Here is a 26,702-nt window from a genome sequence, read left to right as displayed (position 1 = left end):
TGCTGTGGGCTATCAGAAGTTCACGCCGACGCTGAGCGCAACGTAGTCGCGATCACCGTTGGTGTTGAAATGGCCGCCGAAGTAATCCGTGTAGCTGAGGCTGGCGGTGTACAGGTTGGCGTAGTCGGCATCCACCCCGAGGCTGACGGCTTTGAGGCCCTCCTCGAAGTTCGGGCCATTGCCGTCGACGTCATGGGACCAGGCGATGTTCGGCGCCAGGTTCACCCCGGCGAACACGTTCGGGTAGTCGAGTCGGCCGCGCAGGCGATAACCCCAGGAATCGGTGGTATAGAAACCGTGGCTGTTGCATTCCTGCTGCGGATTGCTCGGACGGGTGACACCGGCAGCGGCACCGGGTACCTGACTCTGCGTTCCGACGCAGGTTTGCGGGCCGGTCGCACCGACGCCCGCGCCGGTCGCCAGTGCGCCCGCACCGAAAATCGTGCTGCGGCCAAAACGCAAGTCAGTGCCGTCGGAATCGCCCAGACCGTTGATGCGGTTGTAGCCCACCTCGCCGACCAGGGTGAAACGACTGGCGCCCATGACCTGATCGAAGAAGCGTGTGGCGCTGAACTGGGTCTGCAACACCGGCATCCGTACGTAACCGTCGAGGGGTGCGCCGGCAACATTCTGCGACAGGCCGGCAACGAACGACGGCGAGTTCTTGTTGCCGGTCGCCGCCAGATTCAAGTCGGCGCCGTTGAGTTGCAGCGGCATGTTCGGCCGATAGCTGACTTCGCCGCCCAGCGAGGTGCCGAGGGCGTTGGTCGAGAAGCTCAGCCCGTAGAGGCGGATGTCCTCGGGATACACAACGTGGTAGGTCGCGGTGCGGATCGAATTGATCGCGCCCGGCACCGTCGCCAGGCCGGCTCCAGTGTTGGTGGTCACGGTGGCGCGGGTGAAATCGAGGTTCGGGTTACGGCTGTGGTAATTGAGGAAGTAGGCGCCGAACTCGGTATCGTTCAAGTCCGGGGCGAACCAGCGCAGGGCCACGCCGAACTGGCCGCTGTCACGGGCATCCTTGGTCTTGGTGCGGGTCACATAGGCGTCGTCCACCCCGCCGCCCTGTGCTCCGGTCCCGGCGACAGCCAATCCGGATTTGCTGTTGGTGCCCACGCCCGGCGGCAGGTCGAGGCCGGCGATCACCGCACGGTCGTTACAGCCTTCAGGCGTGAGGTCATTGCCGAAGAAGGTGCCGCAATTGTCGATCACCGACGGCGCCCATTCGATCTGGTAAAAAGCCTCGGCGGTAACGTTCTCGGACAAGCCCTGGGACACGTACAGCATGTTGACCGGAATCAGGCCTTCCTTCACTTCTGCGCCGGGACGACGCAGGGCTGCGACGTCGATCGGATTAATGCTGTTGATCGAGTTGCCGATGAAGGTGCTTTCGCCCCAGCTCACCACCTGCTTGCCCAGGCGCACGTTGCCCTGCAATTGATCCAGCGTGTAGTTGTGGTAGACAAAGCTGTCGAGAAACATCGCCCCGGACGATTTCGCCGCACGCTGGCGGCCGTGATCGTCGATGTCGTAGAACGGACGACTTTCGTCCATCAGCTCGAAGTCGTACCAGTACTTGCCGCGCACGAAGGCGCCACTGTCACCGTACTTCAACTCCAGGTCATGCACGCCTTTGAAGATCTTCGAGAAGGTTTCGCCCTTCTTGAAATTCAGCCGGTTGTCGTCGTTGGTCCGCGACGAGGCGTTGCCCCTGACACCTTGCGAATTGAAGTTGGAAATGAAGTCCGGGTCGGGTCCGCGGACGGCCCAACTGGCACCCACCGACAGCGACGAATCGAAACTGCCCTCAATCTCACCCATATCGAAACTTACAGCGTAAGCCTGCGCGCTAATCCCCAAGGCAACGGCTGCTGCCAGCAGATGCGGTTGAAAGACTGCGCACTTTGTTGTTTTTGTCATGCGGCTCCCCGAACTACGGTTTGTGTTGGAGCGCCAACAGTAGGGAATGTGCCATCACTCGGGACATTCCCTGATGGGGTGATTTCGGATTACCCGTGTGGGTAATCACGGGTTGATCGTCGATACAAGAAGTAACGTTGGCGGGCTTGCGATGTGTGGGGCAGTCTTATCAACCGAAAAGGGTATTGCCGGCGCTGGTCAGGCTGCGGATGCTTTAGCGCAGTTACCGTTCAGTCATTAGCCTGCTGTGGACTAGAACGCGGCGCATTGCCCTGTGGTCCGGGAGACCGAAATGTCGCAGTCCCTTTCAGCCATTTCCCTACAGTCGCGCAAGCCGGTCAGCCTGGCGTCCGAGGAAGCGCCCAGTCCTTCCTCTCGGTTGTTACCGCGCCAGCATCTGGTGGCGCAGTTGCTGGAGAAACCCCGACGCCTGCGTTTGCTTTGCGCACCCGTGGGGTATGGCAAAACCTCATTGATCAGGCAATGCCTGTCCCGGTCCGCACCGGCGCCGCTGATCCTGCAACTCAATCTGGCGGGTCAACCCTTGTGCCTGGCGCGGTTTTGCATGCGCATCGCCGAACTGCTCGGCGAGCTGGCGCAACCCGTCGTTACCGGTTCCGCGCTGCTGAGTGCGCTTGAAGGCTTGAAAGAACCATGCACCCTGGTCCTCGACGACTATCTTGCCGGGGCCGATACGGCACTCGATGCGTGGATCGACCACCTGCTTGTGCACTCCTCCGCCCCCATTGAACTTTGGGTCAGCTGCCGACGACGCCCGACCTGGAACCTGCCGCGCCTGCTACTCGAAGGTCAATTGCTGACGCTGGACAGCGAGGCACTGGCTTTTTCCCGTCAGGAGTCCGACGACCTCGTGTATCTGCTGGCCCCGGCGACGACGCAAGCGGGCCTCGACGCGATCTGGCAACAGGCCTGGGGCTGGTGCGCAGGCACACGCTTGTTGCTCACCTCCCCGAGCGCCGCTCAACCGATGCTGTACGACTACCTCGAGCGCGAACTGCTGTCACACCTGAGCGCCGAGCAATGCAGCCTGCTGTGCGGTCTGGCGTATTTGCCGCGATTTTGCCAAGCCCTGTGTGCCGAGCTTTGGGAAGAGCTTCATGACAAAGCGTGCCTTCATCAATTATTGATGTCCCATGCGTTCTTCCAGGCACTGGACAGCGATGGCCAGTGGTATCGCATCCTGCCGGCAGTCGCTCAGGCACTGCAGGGCAGGATGGACGCAAGCGCAGTCAATCGATTGCGCTTGCGCGCCTGCCGTGGCCTGAGTGCGAGCGGTTTCATCGAGGACGCCATCGACCTGGCGTTGAGTGCCGGTCGCGCGGATGTCGCCGCCAACTACATGGCGACACTCAACCCGAGCTGGCTCTTGTCCGGGCGCAATTTGCAGCGGCTGCTGGACTGGCGCAAGCACTTGCCGGCCCGCTTGCAATCAAGCACGCCGCAGCTGGTAGTACTCATCGCCTGTGCCTTGATGATGAACATGCGGCTGAATGACGCGCAGGCGGCCCTGGAACAACTGAGTCAATTCCTGCCGCAACCCTCGGCACAACAGAACCGTCGCCTGCTGGCGCTCTGGCAAGCCTTGTCGGGTTCAATCAATGGTCTTCTGGGCAACTGCACCCAGGCCATGGAGTATTGCCAGGCCGCGCTGGAGCATCTGGGCGAGGATGAGCAACATCTGTCGTTTGTCTGCACGGTCATCCTTGCGCGCATGGCCATGAGCACCGGCGCGACTGTTCAGGCTCAACAGATCCTGATGCTCGCCCTCGAAAAGGCGCGGCGCCAAGGCAGTCTGATCCGGGAGGTGCAGGTCAACACTCAGCGTATTTGCCTGATGATTTTGTGTGGGGAAAGCGATCTGGCCGAACGGTTGTTGCAGCACAATCTGTCGTTATTGCAGGCCGATGGCAATCGGGATGTGATGCTTCTGGGCCGTCTGCTGGTGTTGCAGGGCAAACTGCATCTGCAGCGCGGTGAGCAGGACTGTTGCGAGCGCACCCTGAAGCAGGCGTTGCAGCTCCTTGGCGCCCACAATCTGTCCATCCTGCACGCACTGACGGGCCTCTCGCAAGTGTGCGCCTGCCGGGGCGATTTCCAGCAGGCCTTCGCTTTGCTGCAGGACGCCGAACGCCACATGCAATGCGCCGATGCCCAGGAAAGCAGCTACCGCGCGGTGCTCAATCTACAAACCCTCAGCGTGCTGATCCATCAGAAAAACTGGAAACAGGCGCTGCTCATGGCGCAGATGATCGAACAATATCTGCGAGGCTCCGCCGCTCGCTTGACCTGCGTGTATGTGCCGTCGCTGGCGGTGCACAGTCAGCTGCTATTAGCCATTGTCGAACAGGGCATCGGCCAGTCCAAAGACGCCGGCAGGCGCCTGGAGACCGTGCTGCGCGAGTGCCGTCGCCTGAACTTCCACGGGCTTGAGGCAAAGGCGTTGCGCCTGCTGGATGACCTCACCCGGGACACTGGCGCGTCGCACCCGGCCCGGCAGCCGACGCGAAACAACGGCACCTTCAATCTGGTCGTCAGCGAAGCCAGAGTGGTCCCACCGCGCCAATCGGCCGTCAGTACCAAGCAACATGAGCAGCTCACGAGCCGTGAGATGGCCGTACTGGAACTGCTCGCCGAAGGTTTCTCAAACCGGGAGATCAGCGAGCGCCTGTACATCTCGACCAATACGGTCAAGGCACACATCAAGCACATCAACAGCAAGCTGGGCGTAACCCGGCGCGCTCAAGCGGTGATGCGCGCCAAGGCGACCGGTGTATTGGTGTGACACAGCACATGGGGCGCGTCTTCAAGGCAATCGAGCAGCCCTCGCGCCCTGGCGATGGCGGCGGCTTGCGTCTGGCCGTGAGCGCCCAGCTTGCGGAAGAGATTGCGCAGATGCACTTTCACCGTGTACCCGGAAAGTCGCAAATTGTCCGCAATCGCACTGATCGGATAGCCCTGAGCGACCAGACGGACCACTTGCTGTTCGCGCTCGGTGAGCACAGAGCACGCTTGTCCAACGTCGCTGGGCAGTCCAGGCGCGCCAGCCAATCGCTTGAGCAGATCACCAATAAACCCCGGCTCGCCCCCTCGCGCCCGGAGTGTCCGGGCGCAGCGTTGCAACAGCGCCTCAAGGCAGGCCCCTTCTTCGACAAAGGTGCTGCGCCAGCCCTCCTCGCTGGCAAACGGCAACAGCCCGGTGAGTTCTGCCATTGCCGCTTCGTGTTGTGCACTGCCCTCAAGGGCCACGGCGAGCAGCAAACGCAGCTTGAGCTTGCGGCGCAAACGACCCTGCCCGTGTGCTTGCGCAATTTCCGGGCGTAACGTGCGAAGCGCCAGGTCAAAGCGTCCTTGTGCGATGTACAGGCGCACGCGGGCGACGGTGGGCGTGTCGACGTCGTTGGCGTAGTAAAACGCCTGCGAACGCGCCCAATCGCCGTATCTGTCCACGTGAGTCAACGCCTGAGCAGCCGCAAGCACACGACCTTCCAGCGTAGCCATACGCGCACGCTCAATCCAGACCGAGCACTGGCTGCGTCGGCATGCCCGGTCATGGGCAGCTTGCATAAGCGTGGCGAGGTGGCGTCGACAGATGGCCCCCTCACCTCGGGAGTAGGCGATTCGGGCCATCAGGATATGACTGACGATCAGTGCGTCCGGCGGGCTGTCGTCCGGGATGTGAGGCTGGGTTCGCGCGAGCAGGTCTTGTGCCTGATCCAGCGATCCACTTTCGTAAAGCACAAGGGCTCGCATGACGTTGGGCAGCAAGCCCGCCAACGCGGTGCAATCTGGAACAAAACACTCCAGGCGCATACGGGCCGATGCCAGCCCCCCTTGAGTCAGGTCGATGAGGCTTTCCATCGCCGTCGCCGCAGGGGGTACGCCGCCGGTGCCGTGCTGCGCGGCATGCCCTATCACTTGGGACAGCCTGCGCCTGGCCGCGTCGAAACGTCCGAGGGCCAGCAGGTCACAGGCTGTCTTCATGGCCGTACGCTAGGGTTTCCAGACAGCCGCGAGATCGTTGATGTCGAGTGCCGCCATGATCCTGGCCGTATGTTCACCTCGCTCAGGGATCGCTCCTGGTACTTCAACGCGGCCATCGAAACGGGGCGCGGGACTGGTTTGCAAAGCACCGTCGCGTTCAAAGTACACGCCCCGCTCCACCATGTGCTGATGCTGCGACGCCTCACGCGGGCTCAGTACCGGCGCGAAGCACACGTCACTGCCTTCCAGCAATTGGCACCAGTGATCGCGGGGCTGGCCGGCAAACACCTCGGCGAGCAAGCCGCGCAGTTCTTCCCAGCGGTTCATGTCCCACTGTTTGGCGAAACGCGGATCATTGTCCAACCCCAGTTTTTGCAACAGCAACGCATAGAACTGCGGCTCCATTGAACCCACCGCCACATAGTTGTCATCGGCGCAGCGATAAGTCGCATAGAAATGCGAGCCGTCGTGCACGCTTTTACCGCGCTGTTCCTTGAGCAAGCCTCGACCCTGCAGCGACAGCATCAGCTGCATCATGTGCGCCGAACCGTCGACGATGGCTGCGTCGACCACTGTGCCCTTGCCGGTCTGCCGGGCATTGAGCACGCCTGCAAGCAGGCCGATAGTCAGGTACAGAGCGCCGCCGCCAATGTCGCCGATCAGTGTGATTGGCGACGAAGGTGCCTCATTGACGGTCCCGCTGTGATGAAGCGCACCTGACAGGGCGATGTAGTTATTGTCGTGACCGGCGGCACTGGCCAATGGACCGCTCTGCCCCCAACCGGTCATGCGCCCGTAGACCAGGCGTGGATTGCGTGCCTGACAGTCCTGCGGACCAAGGCCAAGACGCTCCATGACGCCGGGGCGCATGCCCTCGATCAGGACATCGGCGCTCTCGATCAGCTTCAGGACCAGTTCGCGACCTTCAGCGCTTTTCAGGTCCGCAAACACCGACCGCTTGCCACGGTTGACCGGGTTGGCCGTGTGGCTCGCTTGCCCGCTGATCGACTTTGACTCTGCGCGCTCGACCGCTATGACATCGGCCCCCAGATCGGCCAGGTGCATGGCACAAAAGGGTCCCGGACCAATCCCGCAAATCTCTACGACCTTGATACCTGAAAGCATCTCTTCCCCCATTTGTAGTGACATGGCAACGGACGCTGAAGCCCTGTGCACCAGCGCTGATCGTAGTCGATACCCTAGCAGAGCCCCCTGAAAATCGTGCCCCCCGCTTTGGGGGGCTATAGGCTGGAAAAGACAGGGCTACCCTAGGCCTTCCTCTTCAGGCAATAACAACAACAGGAAGGAAGAAAACATGTTTGCTCTACGTTCGCATTGGGCACTTCTGGCGAGTCTACTGACCGTCCCGGCACTGGGGTGGGCCCAGATCGCACCCGGCAACCCTTACCTGGCGCAGTCCTACAACAACCAGACCCACTGGAACGACGGGGCCTCGGACAGTACCGACATCGCCGTGCCGCGTGGCACCTTCAAGATGACCCCGGACGCCTACCGTGTTTTGCCCAACGAATCGGGGAGCCTGGTGCAATACAGCGACAAGGTCGGCGATACCGACCTTTACTGGTTCTGGGCCGGCTTTTCCCTGCGCAAGGTGAAGATCGAAGACGACTTCAAGTTCACCGAAGTGGCCCGCGTCGACCTGCCGGTCAAGCTGCCGAACTACCAGCCGGTCACGCCTGAACAGCGTTTGCAGCAAGCGGCCCAAACCCGCAGGTTTCTTGAAGCGAGGGACGAAAAGGGTTTGCTCGACTACATGACAGCCCAACCGAACCGCATGCTGACCGCTACCGCCGATCAAGTCATGGGGGGGGCGATCTACTCACTGCTGACCCGTGACGATGCCTTCATCGGCGCCAGCGCCCGTCGAGTGTTCCGCATTGACCAGAACGATCAGAAGGATCCGGCGTCCGGCATGCAGCTCACCCAGGAAGTACAGCTTCCGGATGCGCTGTTCGACAACGAGAAGACCAAGCGCGGCGTCAACGTTCCCGTGGACGTCACCTTCGGCATGGGCATGACCCAAAACGGCTACCTGGTGATCAACACCATGGGCGGCGTGGTCGCCACCCTCGATCGCACGACACTCAAACTGATCGACAGCTATCGCGTTGAAGGCAGTGACGAACTGTTCCTCAACTCCTTCGCCACCGGGCCGGAAGTCGATGGCGGTGCGGTGTATGTCGCATCCAACCAGAACATGTACCGTCTGGTGGTCGACAAGCAAGGCAAGCTCCACGCCGACGACGCCAGTGGCGCCTGGAAAGCGCCTTATGAACGCGGCTCGCGCTTTACCTCGATCAAAATCGGTGACGGCACCGGCTCGACGCCGACCCTGATGGGCTACGGTCCAGAGGAAGACAAGTTGGTGGTGTTCACCGACGGCGCAAACAAGATGAACCTGGTCGCCATGTGGCGCGACGGTATTCCGACCGGCTGGAAGCAAAAACCGGGCACCGGGTCACCGCGCGTTGCCGACCAGCGTGAAGTCGACATGGGCCCGACCATCCCTACCGTGCAATCGGAACAGTCGGTGGCGGTGTATGACGGTCACGCGTTTGTGGTCAACAACATCCCTGCCGTGGAAAAACCGGTCCTGTCCAAATCCGGGTACTACGTGACCATGCTAAACGGCATGACCCGCCCTGCCCCGAGTGGCGTGGCAATGTTCAAATGGGACAATGGCAAGCATCAATGGAACAGCCTGTGGACCCGTGAAGACGTGGGTTCGATCTCGATCGTGCCGATGATCAGCGGTGGCAGTCGCATGGCCTTGATCAATGGCTTCTATGCCGGTCGGCTGGGTGAAGGCTTCCACATCGGCATGGATCTGGACACCGGCAAAACCGTGCTGGAAATCGCCACCGGCAGCGACCCGGTGTTCAACGGCATGTACGCGCCGATGAAAGTCGATAAACAGGGACGGTTGATGTATGGCATGGCCTTCGGCATGGTCTTGATGGACACCAGTCGCATGCAGAAAGTCGACCAGGTGGCCAAGAGCGAGTAACTCGATGGCGGGATGTCGTTGACGCTCATCGCATCCCTTCCTCAAAAACGCCGGCCCTTCAATGAAAGGCCGGCGTTTTTTTGTGCCTGTTATCTGCCTATCAAATACCTGTAGGAGCGAGCCTGCTCGCGAAGAACTCACGCACACCGCGTTAATCCAGGATGCCCGCGTCATCGTTGGCGACCATCGCGAGCGCGCTCGCTCCTACAGGTGAGCGTATTCCCCTGTAGGAGCGAGCACGCTCGCGAAAAACCTGAGCACGACGCGTTTTTCCAGCATGCCCGCGTCATCGTTGACGACCATCGCGAGCGTGCTCGCTCCTACAGGTGAGCGTATTCCCCTGTAGGAGCGAGCACGCTCGCGAAAAACCTGAGCACGACGCGTTTTTCCAGCATGCCCGCGTCATCGTTGACGACCATCGCGAGCGTGCTCGCTCCTACAAGTGATCGTATTCCCTGTAGGAGCGAGCACGCTCGCGAAAAACCTGAGCACGACGCGTTTTTCCAGCATGCCCGCGTCATCGTTGACGACCATCGCGAGCCTGCTCGCTCCTACAGGTGAGCGTATTCCCCTGTAGGAGCGAGCACGCTCGCGAAAAACCTGAGCACGACGCGTTTTTCCAGCATGCCCGCGTCATCGTTGACGACCATCGCGAGCGCGCTCGCTCCTACAGGTGAGCGTATTCCCCTGTAGGAGCGAGCACGCTCGCGAAAAACCTGAGCACGCCGCGTTTTTCCAGCATGCCCGCGTCATCGCTGACGACCTGACCGCGCATAAAAAAACCGGGCGCAAGGCCCGGTCAAAACAAGTAACCCGGTTGGCGGTGCATACTCTAAGGCATGCACCGCCAGAGGGATCAAGTGCGACCGTACAGGGTCACCACGCATGCACCACCCAGGCCCAGGTTATGCGCCAGCGCGACATTCACCCCTTCGACCTGACGTTTGTCGGCATTACCTCGCAATTGCTGAGTCAACTCATAGCACTGCGCCAGACCGGTCGCTCCCAGCGGGTGCCCCTTGGACAACAGGCCACCGGAGGGGTTGGTCACGACCTGGCCGCCGTAGGTGTTGCTGCCTTCGAGAACAAATTTTTCCGCGCCGCCGACATCGCACAGGCCCAGGGCTTCATACGTCAGCAATTCGTTATGGGCGAAGCAGTCGTGCATTTCAGCGACCCGGATGTCCAGCGGGTCGACACCGGCCTTCTCATAGACTTCCCTGGCAGCCCGTTGGGCCATGTCGAAGCCGACGACTTCGATCATCGAACGGGTTTCGAAGCAGACGGGTTTGTCAGTGGTCAACGATTGCGCGAGGATCACCACATCGGTGCGCAACCCATGCTTTTTGGCGAAAGCTTCGGAACAGATAATGGCGGCCGCCGCGCCGCAAGTCGGCGGGCAAGCCATCAGGCGGGTCATCACACCCGGCCACATCACTTGATCGTTCATCACGTCTTCGGTGGTGACCACTTTGCGGAACAATGCCAACGGGTTGTTGGCGGCATGACGACTGGCCTTGGCACGGATCGCGGCAAAGGTACTCATTTGCGTGCCGTACTTCTGCATGTGCTCACGACCGGCGCCACCGAACATGCGCAGCGCGCTCGGGATCTCTACATCAGAGGTCAGTTCGTCGATCACCGACTGGGTCTTGTGCGTGGTCGCGCGCGGGCGGTCATCCCAATGGCCTTTCAGGGCACCTGGCTGCATCTGCTCGAAACCGAATGCCAGGGCGCACTCGACCGCCCCGCTCTCCACCGCCTGGCGTGCCAGGAACAGCGCGCTGGAACCGGTGGCGCAGTTGTTGTTGACGTTGATCACCGGGATGCCGCTCATGCCCACTTCATAGAGGGCGGCCTGACCGCTGGTGGAGTCGCCGTAAACGTAGCCGGCATAGGCTTGCTGAACCAGTTTGTAATCCAGACCGGCATCCTGAAGGGCCAGACGAATCGCTTCGCCGCCCATGTCGATGTAAGTACCGCTGGTACCAGGCTTGACGAACGGGATCATGCCGACGCCGGCAATGTAAGGTTTTTGCGACATTGTTCTTCTCCAGATTCAGTGAACGGGACACAGGGGAAAGCCGTCCGCCCTCTCAAGAGGACGGACAGCCATTGCTCAAAGGATTTAGCGAATACCGGCGTTGCGCAGCGCTGCCGGAGTGAAGTCATTCATGGTCGGCTGGTAGGCGTAGTCGGTGCCACGCTTGTTTTCGTTACCCAGGTTCGACACCAGATACCGCCCGGCAATCAGGTCATAGACCCCCATCGCGGCATACACGGCGACACCCTGCTGATAGTCGTTGACCAGGTAACCTTCGCTGACCCGCCACAGTTGGCCGCGACCGTCGTACTGGTCGATTTCCACGGCAGCCCAGGTGTCCTCGTCGATGTACATATGACGCTTGGCATAAATGTGGCGCTGGCCAGGCTTGAGCGTGCCCTCCACTTCCCAAACCCGATGCAGCTCGTAGCGGGTCAGGTCCTGGTTGATATGGCCGGGCTTGATGATGTCGGCGTATTTGAGCTTCGGCGACTGCAACACGTAGTTGTTGTAGGGAACGTAAACTTCTTTCTTGCCGATCAACTTCCAGTCGTAACGGTCCGGTGCACCGTTGTACATGTCGGCGTTGTCGGCCACGCGCATGCCGTCGGCAGCGGTGCCCGGACCGTCATAGGCCACTTGCGGGGCACGACGCACGCGGCGTTGCCCAGCGTTGTAGGCCCAGGCCATGCGCGGTTCCTTGACCTGATCGAGGGTCTCGTGAATCAACAGCACACTGCCGGCCAGACGTGCGGGCGCCGTCACCGTCTGCTTGGCGTAGAACAGGATGTTGGCGCTGTCCTCGGGCTTGGCGTCGGCCATTTTCCAGGGCAACCCGGTGGCCATCTCAATCTGCACAATGGTGTAGTCACCATTGGTTTGCGGCGTGGCCTGGGCCTGACGGTTGATGAAGTTGGTGCCCCGTGAGCGGGTCAGGTGGTTCCAGACCACTTCCAGGCCATTCTTCGGAATCGGGAACGCGTAATAGCGCGACTGCTCGAAATTTTTCAACGAGTAGCCGTCATTGGCCGACTCGGTGGTCACCGCACTTTTCTTCACGGCGTCGTAGACTGCCTGTGGCGCGGACGCCGTGCGCTGGGTCTTGTACACCGGGATCCTGTACGTGTCGGGGTAACGCGTGAACATCGCCAGTTGCCCGGCCGTGAGCTTGTCTTTGTACTGCGCGACGTTGGCAGCAGTGATTACGAACTGCGGTTTTTCCCCTTCGAACGGATTGCCGAGAAAGTCGTTCTGCATTGGGGCGGCACCGGGTTTGAGGCCACCGGTCCAGGCAGGAATGGTGCCGCCGGCATTGCCGGCCTTCTCGCCGCCCAGCGGCGTCAGCGTGGTACCCAATTGCGCCGCTTCCTGCGGGGAAACAGCCGCCATCACACTGGAAGCAATCAGGCTGAGGGTCAAGGTGCAGGCTTTGATCAGAATGCTGGATTTCATTGTTGTTTTCTCCGTCTGACAGGTATTAAAAGTTCACACCCAGGCTGAGGGCGACATAGTCGCGATCAGTGTTGGTATTCCACTTTCCGCCGAAGTAGTCGGTGTAACTGAGGCTCGCTGTGTAGGTATTCATGTAGTCGGCATCCACGCCGAGGCTGATCGCCTTATTGCCTTCCTCGAAGTTCGGACCGATACCATTGACGTCATGGGACCAGGCCAGGTTGGGCGACAGATTGATGCCCGCGATGAGGTTGGGGTATTCGAGCTTGCCGCGCAGGCGATAGCCCCACGAGTCGGTGGTATAGAAACCGTGACTGTTGCATTCCTGTTGCGGGTTGCCGGGTCGCGTGACGCCAGGCTGACCCGGTACCGGTGTGGCCTGGCCAACGCAGACCGCCTGATTGACCAACTGCCCGGCGCCGAACACCGTGCTGCGGCCAAACCGCACATCGCTGCCGTCGCTGGAACCCAGGCCGTTGATGCGGTTGTAGCCCACCTCGCCCACCAGGGTCAGGCGCTCGGAACCCAGGATCTGGTCGAAGAACCGGGTGGCACTCATCTGCGCCTGCAACACCGGCATACGCTGGTAGCCATCAATCGACGCCCCGACGACGTTGGACGACTGTCCGCTGACGAACAGCGGTGAAGTGGCGTTGCCCACGGCGGCCAGGTTGATATCGGCACCGTTGAGGTTCAACGGCATGTTCGGCCGATAGCTGACCTCGCCACCCAGCGATGTACCGAGCGCGTTGGTGGCGAAGCTCAAGCCGTACAAGCGCACGTCTTCTGGATAGACCACGTTGTAGCTGGCGCTGCGAACCGCCGTCACCGCGTTGGCGGTATTGGTTGCGCGGGTAAAGTCCAGGCTCGGGTTACGGCTGTGGTAATTCATGAAATAGGCGCCGAACTCGGTGTCGTTCAAGTCCGGGGCGAACCAGCGCAGGGCTACGCCGAACTGGCCGCTGTCACGGGCGTCACGGGTTTTGGTGCGCGCAATGAAAGCGTCGTCGGTCAGGCCAGGAGTGGCCGTGTTGTTTGCCACACCGGGTGGCAGATCCAGACCCGCCAGGACGACACGGTCGTTACAGCCTTCAGGCGTGAGGTCATTGCCGAAGAAGGTGCCGCAATTGTCGATCACCGACGGCGCCCATTCGATCTGGTAAAAAGCCTCGGCGGTAACGTTCTCGGACAAGCCCTGGGACACGTACAGCATGTTGACCGGAATCAGGCCTTCCTTGACTTCGGCACCCGGGCGCCGCAGGGCCGCCACATCAATCGGGTTGATGCTGTTGATCGAGTTGCCGATGAAGGTGCTTTCGCCCCAGCTCACCACCTGCTTGCCCAGGCGCACGTTGCCCTGCAATTGATCCAGCGTGTAGTTGTGGTAGACAAAGCTGTCGAGAAACATCGCCCCGGACGATTTCGCCGCACGCTGGCGGCCGTGATCGTCGATGTCATAGAACGGCCGACTCTCGTCCATCAGCTCGAAGTCGTACCAGTACTTGCCGCGCACGAAGGCGCCACTGTCGCCGTACTTCAACTCCAGGTCATGCACGCCTTTGAAGATCTTCGAGAAGGTTTCGCCCTTCTTGAAATTCAGCCGATTGTCGTCGTTGGTCCGCGACGAGGCGTTGCCCCTGACACCTTGCGAATTGAAGTTGGAAATGAAGTCCGGGTCGGGTCCGCGGACGGCCCAACTGGCACCCACCGACAGCGACGAATCGAAACTGGCCTCGATTTCACCGATGCTGAAATCGACGGCAAATGCCTGTGGGCTAACGGCGGCAGCAACGGCGACGGCCAAAAGGTGTGGGTAGCAAACTCCACGCATTCTCGTAATGCTCATGCGTTTCTCCATTGATTCTGGCGCAAGGAAACCCGATCGCCCTCGTGGATGCGACTCGGATTACGGTGATCAAAAAGCAACGCGGCCTGACTGACCGCGTGCCCGTCAGGGTTCAGGCGATGGTGCGTTGATGGTGTTCCCAGAAGGGTTTGCGCAGTTCGGTCTTCAGCACTTTGCCGACACTGGTCAGCGGCAGTGAGTCGCGAAACTCGACACTGCGCGGCACCTTGTAGCCGGCAATCAGCTCACGGCAGTGGCTGATAATCTGCTCCTGGGTAACGCTGGCACCGGGTTTGAGGATGATGACGGCGTGAACGGTCTCGCCCCATTTCTTGCAGGGAATGCCGATCACCGCACTTTGCGCGACGGCAGGATGACGGGCGATGGCCGCCTCTACCTCGCCGCAGTAGATGTTTTCGCCGCCGCTGACCACCATGTCTTTGAGGCGATCACAGATATAGATGAAACCGTCCTCGTCCATGTAGCCGCCGTCACCGGTGTGCATCCATCCGCCGCGCAATGCTTCAGCGGTCGCTTCTGGCTTGTTCCAATAGCCGAGCATAACGTTGGGACCACGCACGATGATTTCGCCGACGGTGCCACGCGGCACTTCATTGTCGTTGGCATCGACGATGCGGATCTCTACGCAAATGGCTGGCTGGCCCGCCGAATACATTTTGCCATTGGCCTGGTACTCGGCAGTGTGGTACTCGGCGGGGAGCGTCGCGGCCACCGGGGACAGCTCGGTCATGCCATAGCCCTGGGAGAAGCCGGCGTTGGTGAACACCGCACGCGCCCGGTCGAGCAGTGCCGGAGTGATGGTCGACGCACCGTATCCAATGGTCCTCAGCGAACTGACGTCGTGGGCTTGCCCACGGGTTTCGCGCCAGTCCAGCAACATCTGGATCATGGTCGGCGCCAGCAGGATTTCGTTGACGTTTTCCCGGTCAATGGCTTGCAGTACACCCTCTGGCGAGAAGGTCTGCAATATCGCGTGGGTGGCGCCGGTGATGAACAGTCCAGTGATCGCCGCGAAGTCGGCCAGATGGAACATCGGCATCGCATGCAGAAAAATCGTATCGTTGCCAAGGCGCCCCTGGGACAGGGTATTGAGCGCCGAAAACGCCACGTTGTTGTGACTGAGCATCACCCCTTTGGGGTGACCGGTGGTGCCACCGGTATAGAAAATCCCGAGCAACGAATCGCCACCGCGCCGGGCATCTTCCACCGGTTCACTGGAAGCGATCAGCGATTCGTAATTGAGCATGCCACGGGGGGTTTCGCCATCGCCGGCATAAATCACCCGTTGTACGCTTTGCGCTTCTTCAAGTACCCGGGCGCCGAGTTCCTTGTGGTGATCGTCGACAATCAGGACGCTCGTTTGCGAGTCGTTCAGGGAATAGATGATCTCCGCCGCACTCCAGCGAAAATTCACCGGATTGACCACCGCATCGGCCCAGGGTACCGCTTGATAGTACTCAAGATAACGTGCGCAGTTGAATGCCAGCATCGCCACGCGATCACCGCTGGCAACCCCCAGTCCCTTGAGTGCACCGGCCAGGCGTGCGACACGCGCACCGAACTGGGCGTAGGTAATCTGACGGCCCTGGAAGCGAACCGCAATGGCATTGGGTCGTTGCTGCAGATGACGGTGCAGCCCTTGTGTGATGTACATGCAAACTCCAATTGTTTTTATTATTCAATGGGTTCGAAACTTTGCCGGGGCCGGTCAGCGTTCTGCAGTCAAAGACTGTCGAGTACGCTGACAAACCGACCCGCAACGGGCCGGTCTGAACGTCACAGCGAGCGCGCAACAACTTCGCGCTGAATCTCGTTGGAGCCACCGTAGATCCGCGCTACCCGCGCATCGGCCCACATCCGCCCGATCGGGTACTCGTTCATGTAGCCGTAGCCGCCGAACAGTTGCAGGCAGCGATCGAGCACTTCGCCTTGACGCTCGGTCAGCCAGAACTTGCCCATCGATGCCAGGGTGGTATCGAGGGTGCCGTCGATCCAGCGCTGGATGATCAGGTCGACAAAGGTGCGTGAAGCGAGCACCGTCGCCTTCGCGTCAGCCAGCACGAAGCGGCTGTTCTGGAAGTCGATGACCGGCTTGCCGAAGGCTTTGCGGTCCTTGGTGTATTCCACGGTCAAACGCAGGGCACGCTCCATCACCGCGACAGCACCGACACCGATCTGCGCACGTTCGTACGGCAGTTGGCTCATCAGGGTGTAGAAACCGCGACCTTCCACTTCACCCAGCAGGCAATCAGCCGGCACTTCGACGTCATCGAAGAACATTTCCGAGGTGTCCTGGGCGTGCATGCCGACTTTGCTCAGCAATTTGCCGCGACGAAAGCCCGGGGTGTTGGTGTCGACCATGAACAACGAAACGCCCTTGGCGCCCTGCGTGATGTCTGTCTTGGCGATGACCAGCACCATGTCGCAGGTCTGACCGTTGCTGATGAAGGTCTTGGCGCCGTTGATGACGTACTTGTCCCCCCTCTTCACCGCACGGGTGCGCACCGATTGCAGATCTGAACCAGCGCCTGGTTCGGTCATCGCGATAGCGCAAATGATCTCGCCGGAACCGATTTTCGGCAGCCAGTGTTTCTTCTGCGCTTCGGTGCCGGATTCGAGGATGTAGTGGGCGACGATATGACTCAGGCCAATGCCCAGGCCGCTGCCGTTGGCGTTCATCGCCTGAATCACGCACACGTAGTGGCCGATGCCGCCACCAGCACCACCGTATTCTTCCGATACGTCAGGCAGAATCAGACCCAGTTCACCGGCCTTGAGCCAGGCGGAGCGGTCGGCGCAGTGCTGCTCGCGCCATTTCAACTCGTTCGGCTCCATGTATTCCCTGGCGAAGCGCTGGACCATGTCGTTGAACGACTCCAGGTCCTCGGTCATCCAGGCAGAGCGGTAGTTTTCCAGCATTGCAAATACCTCGGGTTCTGAGGCCTGTTGACCGCGAACGGGCAACAGGCGCGACACAGCGTTGGCCCCGCCCGTTGTGGCGGGCGAGCACCGCGACGGGCAGTTAGAAGTTCGAGCCTGGGCCACCGCCGCAGTAGATGACCTGACCAGAGCAGAAATTGGATTCCGGCAGGCAGAACATGACCACTGCACCCGCCGCCTCTTCCGGTGTGCCAGTACGGCCCAGCGGGATGGTGGCGGCGACACTGTCCAGACGTGACTGCTGAACGCCGACCTTGATCTCGCGACCTTCAATGCTCACGGTTTTGCTGTCTTCACCGGCCAGGGCCTGGGTCAGGCGAGTATCGATCAGGCCGAAGGCAACGGCGTTGACGTTGACCTTCAGGCGCCCCCACTCCTTGGAAAGGGTTTTGGTCAGGCCCAGAATCCCGGACTTGCCCGAGGAGTAGTTGGACTGGCCGACGTTGCCGCCCGCTGCACCAGAGGAAATGTTCACCACCTTGCGCAATACTTCGCGGCCTTCTGCGGCCTCTTTTTTGGCCTGGGCGCTGATCACTGGCTGGGCAGCCCGCAGGATGCGGAATGGCGCGGTCAGGTGGCAGTCGATGACGGCGTACCATTGTTCGTCGCTCATCTTCTGGATGACGTTGTCCCAGGTAAAACCGGCGTTGTTGACGATGATGTCGATGGCGCCATAGTTCTTGACGGCGGTTTGCACGAAACGGTCGGCAAAATCGGCGGCGGTCACGCTACCGACGCAAGCCACGGCCTCGCCACCCGCGTCGCGAATCTGCGCAACCACTTCATCAGCCGGTTCGGCGTCCAGATCGTTGACCACGACTTTGGCGCCATACGCCGCCAGCTGCAGGGCGACTTCACGACCAATACCGCGACCGGAACCGGTGACCAGTGCAACTTTGCCTTCAAGCTTTTTCATTTTTGTTTTCCTTAGAGAGGTGGGATGGAAGTTCAGGCCAGGGCCACGACGGCTTCACCGGCGAGTTTTTCTTCGCCGTACTGGTTGGCGCAGCGGATCTGCAGGCGCACGCGTTTCTCACCGTTCTCTTCGAATTTCTCGGTGACGGTTCCGGTGCAGGTCGGGATGTGCCCCAAATGGGTGATGCCGGTGAAACGGATCGACAGGCTGCGTACCTGTTGCTGCGGTACCCATTGGGTCAGCAGACGACCGAGGTAGGCGGCCGACAACATGCCGTGGGCGAACACATCGGGCATGCGTGATTTGCGTGCAAAGTCGAGGTCGACGTGGATCGGGTTGTGGTCGCCCGAAGCCCCGCAGTAGAGGGCCAGGGTGGTACGGTTGACCGGCGGCAGTTGCAGCAGCGCAATGGCGTCGCCAACCTGGATATCGGAGTATTGAACGTGGCTGCTTTGAGACAGGGACATGGACATTTCCTCAACGCTGTACGAGGGACGAGCGGACATCGGCGATGTGTTCGCCATGCTGGTTGGTGACGCGCGACTGCGTGACCACAAACTGCAATGCCCCCCCCTTCTTCTCGTAGACATCGGTGATGCGGGCGTCGAATGTCAGCACGTCGCCGGCATAGGCCAGGGCGTGATAGACGAAGGATTGCTCGGCATGCAGGATGCGGCCGAGGTCGAAATCGACCAGCTTCAGGAACGTCGTCAGATCACGACCTTCACCTTCCAGGCACTTCAAAAACGTCGGCGGCACCAGCAGGGATTTGTGGCCCGCCGCGATGGCAGCCGCTTCGCTGGTGTAGACCGGATCGGTTTCACCGATTGCCTTGGCGAAGAAGCGCAGGCGGCCCTTCTCCACGTCGACGCTGAACGTGTCGAGCTGGTGCCCGATCAGACTCTTGTCTGCCATTTGTCTCACTCCTCTTGTTGTTATGCGTGGCCGAACGGTCACGCCCGTGGAAAGACTCAGTTGCGTCCGTACATCGTCACGACGCAGGCGCCGCCCAGGCCAATGTTGTGTTGCAGGGCGATGTTCAGGTCTTCGACCTGGCGCTTGTCTGCGGTGCCGCGCAGCTGATGGGTCAGCTCGTAGCACTGCGCCAGGCCGGTGGCTCCCAGTGGATGGCCCTTGGAAAGCAGACCGCCGGACGGATTGGTCACTACCTGGCCGCCGAAGGTGTTATCGCCATCGAGGACGAACTGCTCGCCGCCACCGACTGGACACAAGCCCAGGCCTTCATAGGTCAGCAATTCGTTGTGGGCGAAGCAGTCATGCAACTCCACGGCGCGCACGTCCTGCGGGCCAACGCCCGCCTGCTCGTAGACCAATTGCGCGGCACTCTGGGTCATGTAGAAACCGGCGTAGGCGATCATCGAAGGCGGGTCGAACGACTCCACCGAGTCGGTGACCAGCGACTGGGCGAGAATCACCACGTCCCTGCGCAGGCCGTGCTTCTTGGCGAAGGCTGGCGAGCAGATGATCGCCGCCGCTGCGCCACAGGTTGGTGGACAGGCCATCAGGCGCGTCATCACGCCTGGCCACAAAATCTGATCGTTCATCACGTCTTCGGTGGTCAGGACATTCTTGAACAGTGCCAAGGGGTTGTTCGCGGCATGGCGGCTGGCCTTGGCGCGGATGGCGGCGAAGGTTTCCATGCGGGTGCCGTACTTCTGCATGTGTTCGCGGCCCGCACCGCCGAAGGTTTTGAGCGCACGCGGCAGGTCGACGTCACGGGTCATTCCTTCCAGGACGTGAGCCACGCTGGCCCTGGTTTGTGGACGGTCATCCCAATGCGACTTGAGCGCACCGGCCTGCATTTGCTCGAAACCCAATGCCAGCACGCATTCAGCCTGGCCGCTCTGCACAGCGGCGCGGGCCAGGTACAGAGCCGTCGAGCCGGTGGAGCAGTTGTTGTTGACGTTCACCACCGGAATACCCGTGCGGCCCACTTCATACAGGGCGGTCTGCCCGCAGGTGGAATCGCCGTAGACATAGCCAGCGAACGCCATCTGCACCTTGTCGTAACCGATGCCGGCATCCTTCAGCGCCTGACGCACAGCCTCGGCGCCCATCTCCGTATAGCTTGAACTCTTGCCCGGTTTGGCGAAGGGGATCATGCCGACCCCGGCGACGACGACTTTTTCACTCATGGATGAATTTCCCTTGGAATACGCGTTCGGTGGTCGTACCGCCGGCCGGCAGGTTCTTGTGGGATTCATCCTAGGTTTGGCAGTCGCCGCGCTTCGACCGTCGAAGGGATGAACTTGCGGAGGTAACGGGAGGCGTTCCAAGGAACGTTTGGTGGGAGTACCGCGGGGGTGTTTGGCTTTCAACCTCCAAACATTGTGGGAGCGAGCCTGCTTGCGATGGATGTCAACGATAACGCGTGCTGCCCGGTTGAACGCATGTGCCGGACGTTTTTCGCGAGCAGGCTCGCTCCTACACAAAAGCGAGGGCAGCGCGGCATATACGCATGCCCTTGAAAGGTTTTCAGAACTACTCCCTCAACGCCTTCCTTCGGACCACAGCGGATCTACTCCGCAGCATCATCCCTTCGGCGCTCGCTCAAATCCTGCGCTGCAACGAGCATGGCAAGAGTCCCTGTCCCCTGACCTTGCGAGGATTCAAATGACTGAATACAGACCAGCGTGGCTGACCGAAGACCTGGCGATCTTCCAGGCATCGGTTCGCCGTTTTGCCGCCGAAGAACTGGTGCCCCATGAAGAACGCTGGGCGCAGCAAAAGCACGTGGACCGCCAGACGTGGCTCAGAGCGGGTGAGATGGGCATGCTGTGCCCGGCGATTCCGGAAGAGTACGGCGGCAGCGGCGGCAGTCACGCGCACAACGCGATCATTGGCTACGAGCTGGCCCGCGCGGTCGCTACCAGCCTGGGTACCAATGTGCACAGCGCGATCTGCGCGCACTACATCCTGCGTTACGCCTCAGAAGAACAGAAAATGCGCTGGCTGCCGAAAATGGCCAGCGGCGAAATGGTCGCCGCCATCGCCATGACCGAACCCGGCGCCGGCACCGACTTGCAAAACGTCAAGACCAAGGCCATTCGCGATGGCGACCATTACGTCATCAACGGTTCGAAAACGTTTATCACCAACGGCTCCCAGGCCGACCTGGTGCTGCTGGTATGCAAGACCGACCCGTCCCTGGGCGCCAAGGGCATGTCGATCATCGTGCTGGAGGTCAATGACCTGCCGGGCTTCCGTCGCGGACGCATCCTCGACAAACTCGGTCAGAAAGGCCAGGACACCTCGGAGCTGTTCTTCGATGACATGCGCGTGCCGGTCGCCAACCTGCTTGGCCCGGAGGAAGGCAAGGGTTTCGTCCAGTTGATGCAGCAATTGCCCGAGGAGCGCATGTTCATCGCGATGAACGCGTTGGGTGCCATGGAGCGGGCGGTCGAGGAAACCATCAAGTACACCAACGACCGCAAGCTCTTCGGCAAGCCGCTGCTGGACATGCAGAACACCCGCTTCAAACTGGCGGAAATGCAGACCACCGTGACCATCGCCCGCACCTTCATCCACGATTGCCTGGGCAAGATGATCAAGCACGAACTGGACGCAACCACCGCCGCGATGGCCAAGTGGTGGGCCTCCACGCAAGCCTGTCAGATCATCGACGAGTGCCTGCAGCTACATGGCGGCTACGGTTACATGCTCGAATACCCGATCGCCCGCCTGCATATCAACACCCGGCCGATGCGTATCTATGGCGGCTCCAATGAAGTCATGAAAGAGCTGATTGCCCGCACCCTGTAGGAACTGGCTTGCCAGCGAAGATCGTCAACGATGACGCAGGCATCCTGACGAAACGCGTTGTTCTTGCGATCTTCGCGAGCACGCTCGCTCCTACAGAATTGGCGCGATAGCGCCTTCAGTGATCGGCTTTGACCACTGCACGCACACAACGAGCACACGCCAATGAATTCACCCCCTGAGCCCTTTCAAGCTGTCGCCCACGAGGACAGGCCTCCAGCCGGTTTCGTGCCGATGGGACGCGTCGGTTTTGTGGTGCATTGCACCGGCCTGTATGTCCATGAAGAACGCTCCATACTGGCCGCGCGCATCCGCCCTGAACACTTGAACCCATTAGGCATCGCCCACGGCGGTTTTCTCGCAACCCTGGCCGACACCGCCTTCGGACGGGCACTGAAACTGGCGGCGGCCACCGAGCTGCCGCCGGCGACCATCAACCTGAGCATGGACTACCTGAGCCCGGCCAGCCTGGGTGCGTGGATCGAAGCCCATGTGCAGATTCACCGGGTCGGGCGCTCGCTGGCCCATGCCAGCCTCGACCTGGTCGATGGCGAGCGTCTGGTGGCACGGGGCAAGGCGACGTTTATCGGTAATACCCCAAGCCTGCACGGCAGGAATCGCAAAGGCTGATTAAAGCTGCGGATTGCCGGGCAGTTTGAGCTGAAGGTCGCGCACCTTGGCGATAGCCTCGTCCCGCCCGGTAACCCCCAACTTGTAAAAGATGTTCTTCATGTGCCATTTCACCGTTTCCGGCGACAGGTTCAGCACCCGGGCGATTTTTTTGTTGGGCAGCGCCTGAGCCACCAGACCGAGCACGTCCATCTCGCGAATGCTCAGCACGCAGGTCGTGTCGGTGTCCGCTGCCTGCTGGCTGCCCGCATCGGTGGCGCGGGCGATGTCGAGCAGGCGTTGCGCGTAAAACGTCAGCACTGGATCAAGCACATTGTCGGCGATCAGCCCCTGGAGCATCGAAGGGACGCCGGGCCACGCGTCCAGCACGCTGCGAACCAGACCCAGGCGATGGCCCTGACGCAACGCCTCCACCCATTGCTCGCGAGCCGCGTTCAGCTCACCCCTGCCTTGTTCGATCACGGCCATCTGCACGCGCATCGACACGACGCGACGCCAACGGTGGTTACTCTGTGACGCCTCGATCAGCGCCGGCAACCGCTCGGCCGCCGCCGCAAAATCCGCGGTATGCAGGTGCCGCTCAACCGTGGCCCGACGGGCGATGATCCGCACTTCCAGTGGTGTACCCGACTCCGACAAGCCGTTCTGTTGCGCCGCTTGGCTGATACGCTGCAGTACACAATCAGCCTCCGCCTCGTCCCCTGTTTGCTGCATCCAGCGCATACGCACCAGGAGTGCACAGACCAGTAACCGCCCCAGCTCATAACGACTGGCATACTGTTCCAGGCGATCCAGCCAGCTCAAGGCTTCGGTCCGTCGGCCCGCCAGCCAGTGCGCCATCGCCAGTGTCTGCGTGCACTGCAACACGGTGTCGGGAATCGCTACCTGCTCCAGCAGTTTCATCCGCCGTTCGAGCAACTGGCAGGTCGCGTCGTACTCCCCCTGTTCGTACAACGCAGTGCCAAGCAATCCGGCGGCCATGGTGCTGACCACAAGGTAGGCCACTCCGTGCTTTTCGGACTCCTCCAGCACCTCTCGGTAGAGATGCTCGGCCTGGGTGGCGCGGCCTTCGAGTGCCAGGCTCATGCCACTCATGCAACGCCCCAGCAGGCTGCGGCGTGGCGAGCCAAGTGGTCGTTCGCCGTTTTCGAGAAGCTCCCGCGCTTTCTCGAATTCACCCTGGTACATATACAACCAGGCGAGCGTGTTGCTGCGCCCAGACCATGAAAAGTCGTCGGCATCGACGGGGATCGCCAGCAGTTCGGGCAGGATCGCCAGCATTGCTGCGGTGTCGTCCTGATGGATTGCCTGACTGCCCTTGAGGACGGTGAGTGCGTGGCGCTGCTGGGGGGCGAGTTTTGCGTAATGGGTTTGCAGATGCTGCAGCGTCAGGTGCAGTGCCTGGAAATTGCGCGAGTACAGTTGCAAATGCGCCAGCACCACTTGCAGGCCGAAACGCTCTGCGGTCTCCTCTGCCGGCAAGCCCTTGAGCAGCCCGGAGATCTGACTGAGGTTGCCTTTGGCCAGCAGGTCGTAAGCGCAAGCTTCCACGATATCGGCGGCCGCCTCGTTATCGCCGGCGCGTAGCGCATGACGCACCGCTTCATCAAGATGATCATGCTCGGTGAACCAGCCGCGTGCGATGACGTGCAACAGTTGCTCCTGCTGCGGCCGCGCCGCCAGGCGCGCCTGCAAAACGCTGCCCAGCAGCGGGTGCAGGCGATACCAGGTTTCGCGGTCATGACTCTTGACCTGGGTGATGAACAGATTGTCCCCATCGAGCCGTGCGAGCTGGGTCATCATGCCGGCAATCGCGTGGGGCTGGCCCAGCAAGGTCGCGCACAATGAGGCACAGAACCGTTCACAGATCGATGCATAGGTGAGCAGGCGCAGGTCTTCTGGCTCCAGGCGCACCAGGACTTCACGTTCGAAATAGTCGGCGAAGCCAGTGGCGTCGCGAATCTGCACCCGGTCGAAGCGGGTCATCTGTTTGGCTTTGATATCGACGGCAAACAATTGCAGGCCGGCAATCCAGCCATCGGTCAGTTCGTGCAGCGTCGCCGCGTCGCGTGAGTCGATGACACCCAGGTGCTCTCGCAGGAAAAGCTCCGATTCGCTGCGACTGAAGCGCAGGTCGCGCAAATCGAATTCACTGACCTGATCCCGGGCGCGCAAGGGCGCCAACGGGAATGGCAACGCACTGCGTGTACCGAATACCAGGTGCAGGTTTTGCGGTGCATAGTCGATCAACCATTGCAGCGTCTGGACAATCCGCGGGTTCTGCAAATGCTGCATGTCATCAAGCATCAGCACCAGTTCGCGCGAATGCTGAGCGATGCCCTGGACCAGCGTGATGATCCAGTGCTCAAACGCCATTTCCTGATTGTCGCGCCCGAGCAGAACGCCCGCATCACGCACGTGCTCCGGCAACACTTCAGCAAGACTGGCCTGCAGGCAATGGCAGAAGCGCCCGACCTCGTCGTCCTCCACCGCCAGTGAGAGCCAGGCAACTTCGAAATTCATCGCCAGCAATTCCCGGCGCCAGGCCAGCAACGTGCTGGTTTTACCGCAGCCAGCAGGTCCCTGAATCACCACGCAACGCTGCCGACGGACCTCCAGCAGGCGCTGCATCAGGCTTTCCCGAGGTACCAGCCGACGTGCCCCGCGCGGAGGGACAACTTTGGTATCGGCAATGGACTGGTCCGCTTCGACCGAACAACGCAGGTCAATGTCTTTGATGGGGGGTAGCGACATGGGAAAACGGTTCCGGAATGGCGGGTCAGGCGACGAGCGACGTGGGACGTGGGACAGAGTGTGTTTCGGCAGCATGAAATTACGCTGCACATTGTAGGCCTTAACGCGTCGTTTGCCGATACGGCTTTCGTACAACCGAGTTTGCAGTGAAACCAGACACTCGGTGTTTATCCAGCATGCCCGCGTCATCGTTGACGTCCATCGCGAGCGCGCTCGCTCCTACAGGTGATCGCACACTCCTGTAGGAGCGAGCATGCTCGCGAAAAACCTGAGAGCGCCGCGTTTTTCCAGCATGCCCGCGTCATCGTTGACGGCCATCGCGAGCGCGCTCGCTCCTACAGGTGATCGCACACTCCTGTAGGAGCGAGCATGCTCGCGAAGAACCTGAAAGCGCCGCGTTTTTCCAGCATGCCCGCGTTATCGTTGACGGCCATCGCGAGCGCGCTCGCTCCTACAGGTGATCGCACACTCCTGTAGGAGCGAGCATGCTCGCGAAGAACCTGAGAGCGCCGCGTTTTTCCAGCATGCCCGCGTTATCGTTGACGGCCATCGCGAGCGGGCTCGCTCCTACAGGTGACCGCGTACTCCTGTAGGAGCGAGCATGCTCGCGAAGAACCTGAGAGCGCCGCGTTTTTTCAGCATGCCCGCGTCATCGTTGACGGCCATCGCGAGCGCGCTCGCTCCTACAGGTGATCGCACACTCCTGTAGGAGCGACCATGCTCGCGAAGAACCTGAGAGCGCCGCGTTGGTCCGGGATGACAATTCAAGCCTTGGGCAAGCCTTCAGGCCACAACAACCGTACCGCATCGCCGCCTTCGCGATAGGCGTGACAGGTGCCGATCACCCATGGGCGCACCGCGACGACCTGTTGCGCCCCTGTCTCCCTGCGGCGGCTGGCCTCCGCGCGGAAGGTGGAAAACATCGTCTGCATCGCGGTGGAGGCCATGCGTTCAAGCAGTTCGGTGATGTGGGTGCAACCGCTCACGCCACCGACAATGGCCTTCATTTTCTGCTTGAAACCCGCGGCAATCTTCAACCCCACAAGGCGCGAATAGGCTGCCGCCGCTTCGCCGCAGAACGGACTGGCACCGGTGGCTGTCAGGGCTGCGATGCTCTGGATCACCATGTCGGTGTCGAGGGTCATCACCAGGCGCATATCATGGATCGCACCGCCACTGGGCACCCGGTGAAAAGGCAGGTCGGTTGGCTCATTGGTCAGGTCCAGCAGGCGTCCTTCGATGTCGAACAGACCGTCGCTGCGCTGATAGCCCTTGCAGGTGATTTCGCGGGTATGCAGCAGGGTGCGAACGGGCGATTCAAGAGGCTGGGTGGTCATCAATGGAATCCTTCTTGCAAAAAACGCAACGC

General features: G+C 60.9%; 18 protein-coding genes. 4 read left to right on the top strand and 14 right to left on the bottom strand.

All coding sequences use genetic code 11. From position 1 onward, the window contains the following. Positions 1–12: 12 nt before the first annotated feature. The gene (locus tag AD668_RS12705; RefSeq protein ID WP_053159181.1) at positions 13–1,920 is read right to left on the bottom strand and encodes a DUF1302 domain-containing protein; all 1,908 of its coding nucleotides are present in this window, start codon (positions 1,918–1,920) and stop codon (positions 13–15) included. Between the two features lie 292 nt (positions 1,921–2,212). Here AD668_RS12705 and AD668_RS12700 point away from each other — a divergent pair, with 292 nt between their 5' ends. Beyond that, a complete protein-coding gene (locus AD668_RS12700) occupies positions 2,213–4,723 on the top strand; it encodes a LuxR C-terminal-related transcriptional regulator (protein WP_053159179.1) in 2,511 nt (836 codons plus the stop codon). Here the strand turns inward: AD668_RS12700 and AD668_RS12695 are convergent. Beyond that, a complete protein-coding gene (locus AD668_RS12695) occupies positions 4,681–5,922 on the bottom strand; it encodes a LuxR C-terminal-related transcriptional regulator (RefSeq protein WP_053159177.1) in 1,242 nt (413 codons plus the stop codon). The genes AD668_RS12700 and AD668_RS12695 overlap by 43 nt on opposite strands. 9 nt (positions 5,923–5,931) lie before the next feature. Beyond that, positions 5,932–7,047, bottom strand: coding sequence for a CaiB/BaiF CoA-transferase family protein (locus tag AD668_RS12690; protein WP_082344465.1), 1,116 nt, complete (start codon positions 7,045–7,047; stop codon positions 5,932–5,934). Positions 7,048–7,237: 190 nt separating this feature from the next. On the opposite strand from AD668_RS12690, the gene AD668_RS12685 reads away from it, so the two are divergent. After that, complete coding sequence (locus AD668_RS12685) at positions 7,238–8,950, top strand: hypothetical protein (RefSeq protein WP_053159174.1); 1,713 nt, start codon at positions 7,238–7,240, stop codon at positions 8,948–8,950. 856 nt (positions 8,951–9,806) lie between these two features. Here the strand turns inward: AD668_RS12685 and AD668_RS12680 are convergent. From AD668_RS12680 to AD668_RS12640, 9 genes are all read right to left on the bottom strand, one after another. After that, a complete protein-coding gene (locus AD668_RS12680; protein WP_053159173.1) occupies positions 9,807–10,994 on the bottom strand; it encodes a lipid-transfer protein in 1,188 nt (395 codons plus the stop codon). Positions 10,995–11,078: 84 nt separating this feature from the next. After that, positions 11,079–12,446: a DUF1329 domain-containing protein gene (locus AD668_RS12675; RefSeq protein WP_053159172.1), complete on the bottom strand. Its 1,368-nt coding sequence runs from the start codon at positions 12,444–12,446 to the stop codon at positions 11,079–11,081. 25 nt (positions 12,447–12,471) lie between these two features. After that, complete coding sequence (locus AD668_RS12670) at positions 12,472–14,292, bottom strand: DUF1302 domain-containing protein (RefSeq protein WP_053159171.1); 1,821 nt, start codon at positions 14,290–14,292, stop codon at positions 12,472–12,474. 112 nt (positions 14,293–14,404) lie between these two features. After that, a complete protein-coding gene (locus tag AD668_RS12665) occupies positions 14,405–15,967 on the bottom strand; it encodes a long-chain-fatty-acid--CoA ligase (protein ID WP_053159170.1) in 1,563 nt (520 codons plus the stop codon). Between the two features lie 122 nt (positions 15,968–16,089). Continuing rightward, positions 16,090–17,232, bottom strand: a complete 1,143-nt coding sequence (locus AD668_RS12660; RefSeq protein WP_053159169.1) for an acyl-CoA dehydrogenase family protein — start codon at positions 17,230–17,232, stop codon at positions 16,090–16,092. A gap of 103 nt (positions 17,233–17,335) precedes the next feature. Then, positions 17,336–18,169, bottom strand: a complete 834-nt coding sequence (locus tag AD668_RS12655; protein ID WP_053159167.1) for an SDR family NAD(P)-dependent oxidoreductase — start codon at positions 18,167–18,169, stop codon at positions 17,336–17,338. Between the two features lie 32 nt (positions 18,170–18,201). Beyond that, complete coding sequence (locus tag AD668_RS12650; RefSeq protein WP_053159165.1) at positions 18,202–18,636, bottom strand: MaoC family dehydratase; 435 nt, start codon at positions 18,634–18,636, stop codon at positions 18,202–18,204. Positions 18,637–18,646: 10 nt separating this feature from the next. Further along, positions 18,647–19,084 carry a MaoC family dehydratase N-terminal domain-containing protein gene (locus AD668_RS12645; protein WP_053159163.1) on the bottom strand — a complete coding sequence of 146 codons (438 nt, stop codon included), beginning with the start codon at positions 19,082–19,084 and terminating at the stop codon, positions 18,647–18,649. A gap of 56 nt (positions 19,085–19,140) precedes the next feature. Beyond that, positions 19,141–20,325 carry a lipid-transfer protein gene (locus tag AD668_RS12640; protein WP_053159161.1) on the bottom strand — a complete coding sequence of 395 codons (1,185 nt, stop codon included), beginning with the start codon at positions 20,323–20,325 and terminating at the stop codon, positions 19,141–19,143. Positions 20,326–20,803: 478 nt separating this feature from the next. Here AD668_RS12640 and AD668_RS12635 point away from each other — a divergent pair, with 478 nt between their 5' ends. Together AD668_RS12635 and AD668_RS12630 are read left to right on the top strand one after the other, a co-directional pair. Further along, on the top strand, positions 20,804–21,952 hold the full coding sequence (locus AD668_RS12635) for an acyl-CoA dehydrogenase family protein (protein WP_053159159.1): 1,149 nt from the start codon (positions 20,804–20,806) through the stop codon (positions 21,950–21,952). 162 nt (positions 21,953–22,114) lie between these two features. After that, positions 22,115–22,579, top strand: coding sequence for a PaaI family thioesterase (locus tag AD668_RS12630; RefSeq protein ID WP_082344464.1), 465 nt, complete (start codon positions 22,115–22,117; stop codon positions 22,577–22,579). Here the strand turns inward: AD668_RS12630 and AD668_RS12625 are convergent, their stop codons facing one another. Together AD668_RS12625 and AD668_RS12620 are read right to left on the bottom strand one after the other, a co-directional pair. Beyond that, complete coding sequence (locus AD668_RS12625; RefSeq protein ID WP_053159155.1) at positions 22,580–25,333, bottom strand: LuxR C-terminal-related transcriptional regulator; 2,754 nt, start codon at positions 25,331–25,333, stop codon at positions 22,580–22,582. Positions 25,334–26,097: 764 nt separating this feature from the next. Beyond that, the gene (locus tag AD668_RS12620) at positions 26,098–26,670 is read right to left on the bottom strand and encodes a DUF2889 domain-containing protein (RefSeq protein WP_053159153.1); all 573 of its coding nucleotides are present in this window, start codon (positions 26,668–26,670) and stop codon (positions 26,098–26,100) included. Positions 26,671–26,702: the final 32 nt, after the last annotated feature.

The organism is Pseudomonas sp. P1.8 (assembly GCF_001269805.1).
Lineage (GTDB): Bacteria > Pseudomonadota > Gammaproteobacteria > Pseudomonadales > Pseudomonadaceae > Aquipseudomonas.
Note: the sequence above shows the minus strand (reverse complement) of the source record. Positions and strands in the feature narration are given on the sequence as shown.

What these genes read in the sequence shown, in the direction of transcription:
- AD668_RS12640 (WP_053159161.1), bottom strand. Translation starts at nt 20,325, where the DNA reads ATGAGTGAAAAAGTCGTCGTCGCCGGGGTCGGCATGATCCCCTTCGCC.
- AD668_RS12630 (WP_082344464.1), top strand. Translation starts at nt 22,115, where the DNA reads ATGAATTCACCCCCTGAGCCCTTTCAAGCTGTCGCCCACGAGGACAGG.
- AD668_RS12660 (WP_053159169.1), bottom strand. Translation starts at nt 17,232, where the DNA reads ATGCTGGAAAACTACCGCTCTGCCTGGATGACCGAGGACCTGGAGTCG.
- AD668_RS12650 (WP_053159165.1), bottom strand. Translation starts at nt 18,636, where the DNA reads ATGTCCCTGTCTCAAAGCAGCCACGTTCAATACTCCGATATCCAGGTT.
- AD668_RS12670 (WP_053159171.1), bottom strand. Translation starts at nt 14,292, where the DNA reads ATGAGCATTACGAGAATGCGTGGAGTTTGCTACCCACACCTTTTGGCC.
- AD668_RS12680 (WP_053159173.1), bottom strand. Translation starts at nt 10,994, where the DNA reads ATGTCGCAAAAACCTTACATTGCCGGCGTCGGCATGATCCCGTTCGTC.
- AD668_RS12620 (WP_053159153.1), bottom strand. Translation starts at nt 26,670, where the DNA reads ATGACCACCCAGCCTCTTGAATCGCCCGTTCGCACCCTGCTGCATACC.
- AD668_RS12705 (WP_053159181.1), bottom strand. Translation starts at nt 1,920, where the DNA reads ATGACAAAAACAACAAAGTGCGCAGTCTTTCAACCGCATCTGCTGGCA.
- AD668_RS12665 (WP_053159170.1), bottom strand. Translation starts at nt 15,967, where the DNA reads ATGTACATCACACAAGGGCTGCACCGTCATCTGCAGCAACGACCCAAT.
- AD668_RS12690 (WP_082344465.1), bottom strand. Translation starts at nt 7,047, where the DNA reads ATGCTTTCAGGTATCAAGGTCGTAGAGATTTGCGGGATTGGTCCGGGA.
- AD668_RS12645 (WP_053159163.1), bottom strand. Translation starts at nt 19,084, where the DNA reads ATGGCAGACAAGAGTCTGATCGGGCACCAGCTCGACACGTTCAGCGTC.
- AD668_RS12675 (WP_053159172.1), bottom strand. Translation starts at nt 12,446, where the DNA reads ATGAAATCCAGCATTCTGATCAAAGCCTGCACCTTGACCCTCAGCCTG.
- AD668_RS12700 (WP_053159179.1), top strand. Translation starts at nt 2,213, where the DNA reads ATGTCGCAGTCCCTTTCAGCCATTTCCCTACAGTCGCGCAAGCCGGTC.
- AD668_RS12695 (WP_053159177.1), bottom strand. Translation starts at nt 5,922, where the DNA reads ATGAAGACAGCCTGTGACCTGCTGGCCCTCGGACGTTTCGACGCGGCC.
- AD668_RS12655 (WP_053159167.1), bottom strand. Translation starts at nt 18,169, where the DNA reads ATGAAAAAGCTTGAAGGCAAAGTTGCACTGGTCACCGGTTCCGGTCGC.
- AD668_RS12635 (WP_053159159.1), top strand. Translation starts at nt 20,804, where the DNA reads ATGACTGAATACAGACCAGCGTGGCTGACCGAAGACCTGGCGATCTTC.
- AD668_RS12625 (WP_053159155.1), bottom strand. Translation starts at nt 25,333, where the DNA reads ATGTCGCTACCCCCCATCAAAGACATTGACCTGCGTTGTTCGGTCGAA.
- AD668_RS12685 (WP_053159174.1), top strand. Translation starts at nt 7,238, where the DNA reads ATGTTTGCTCTACGTTCGCATTGGGCACTTCTGGCGAGTCTACTGACC.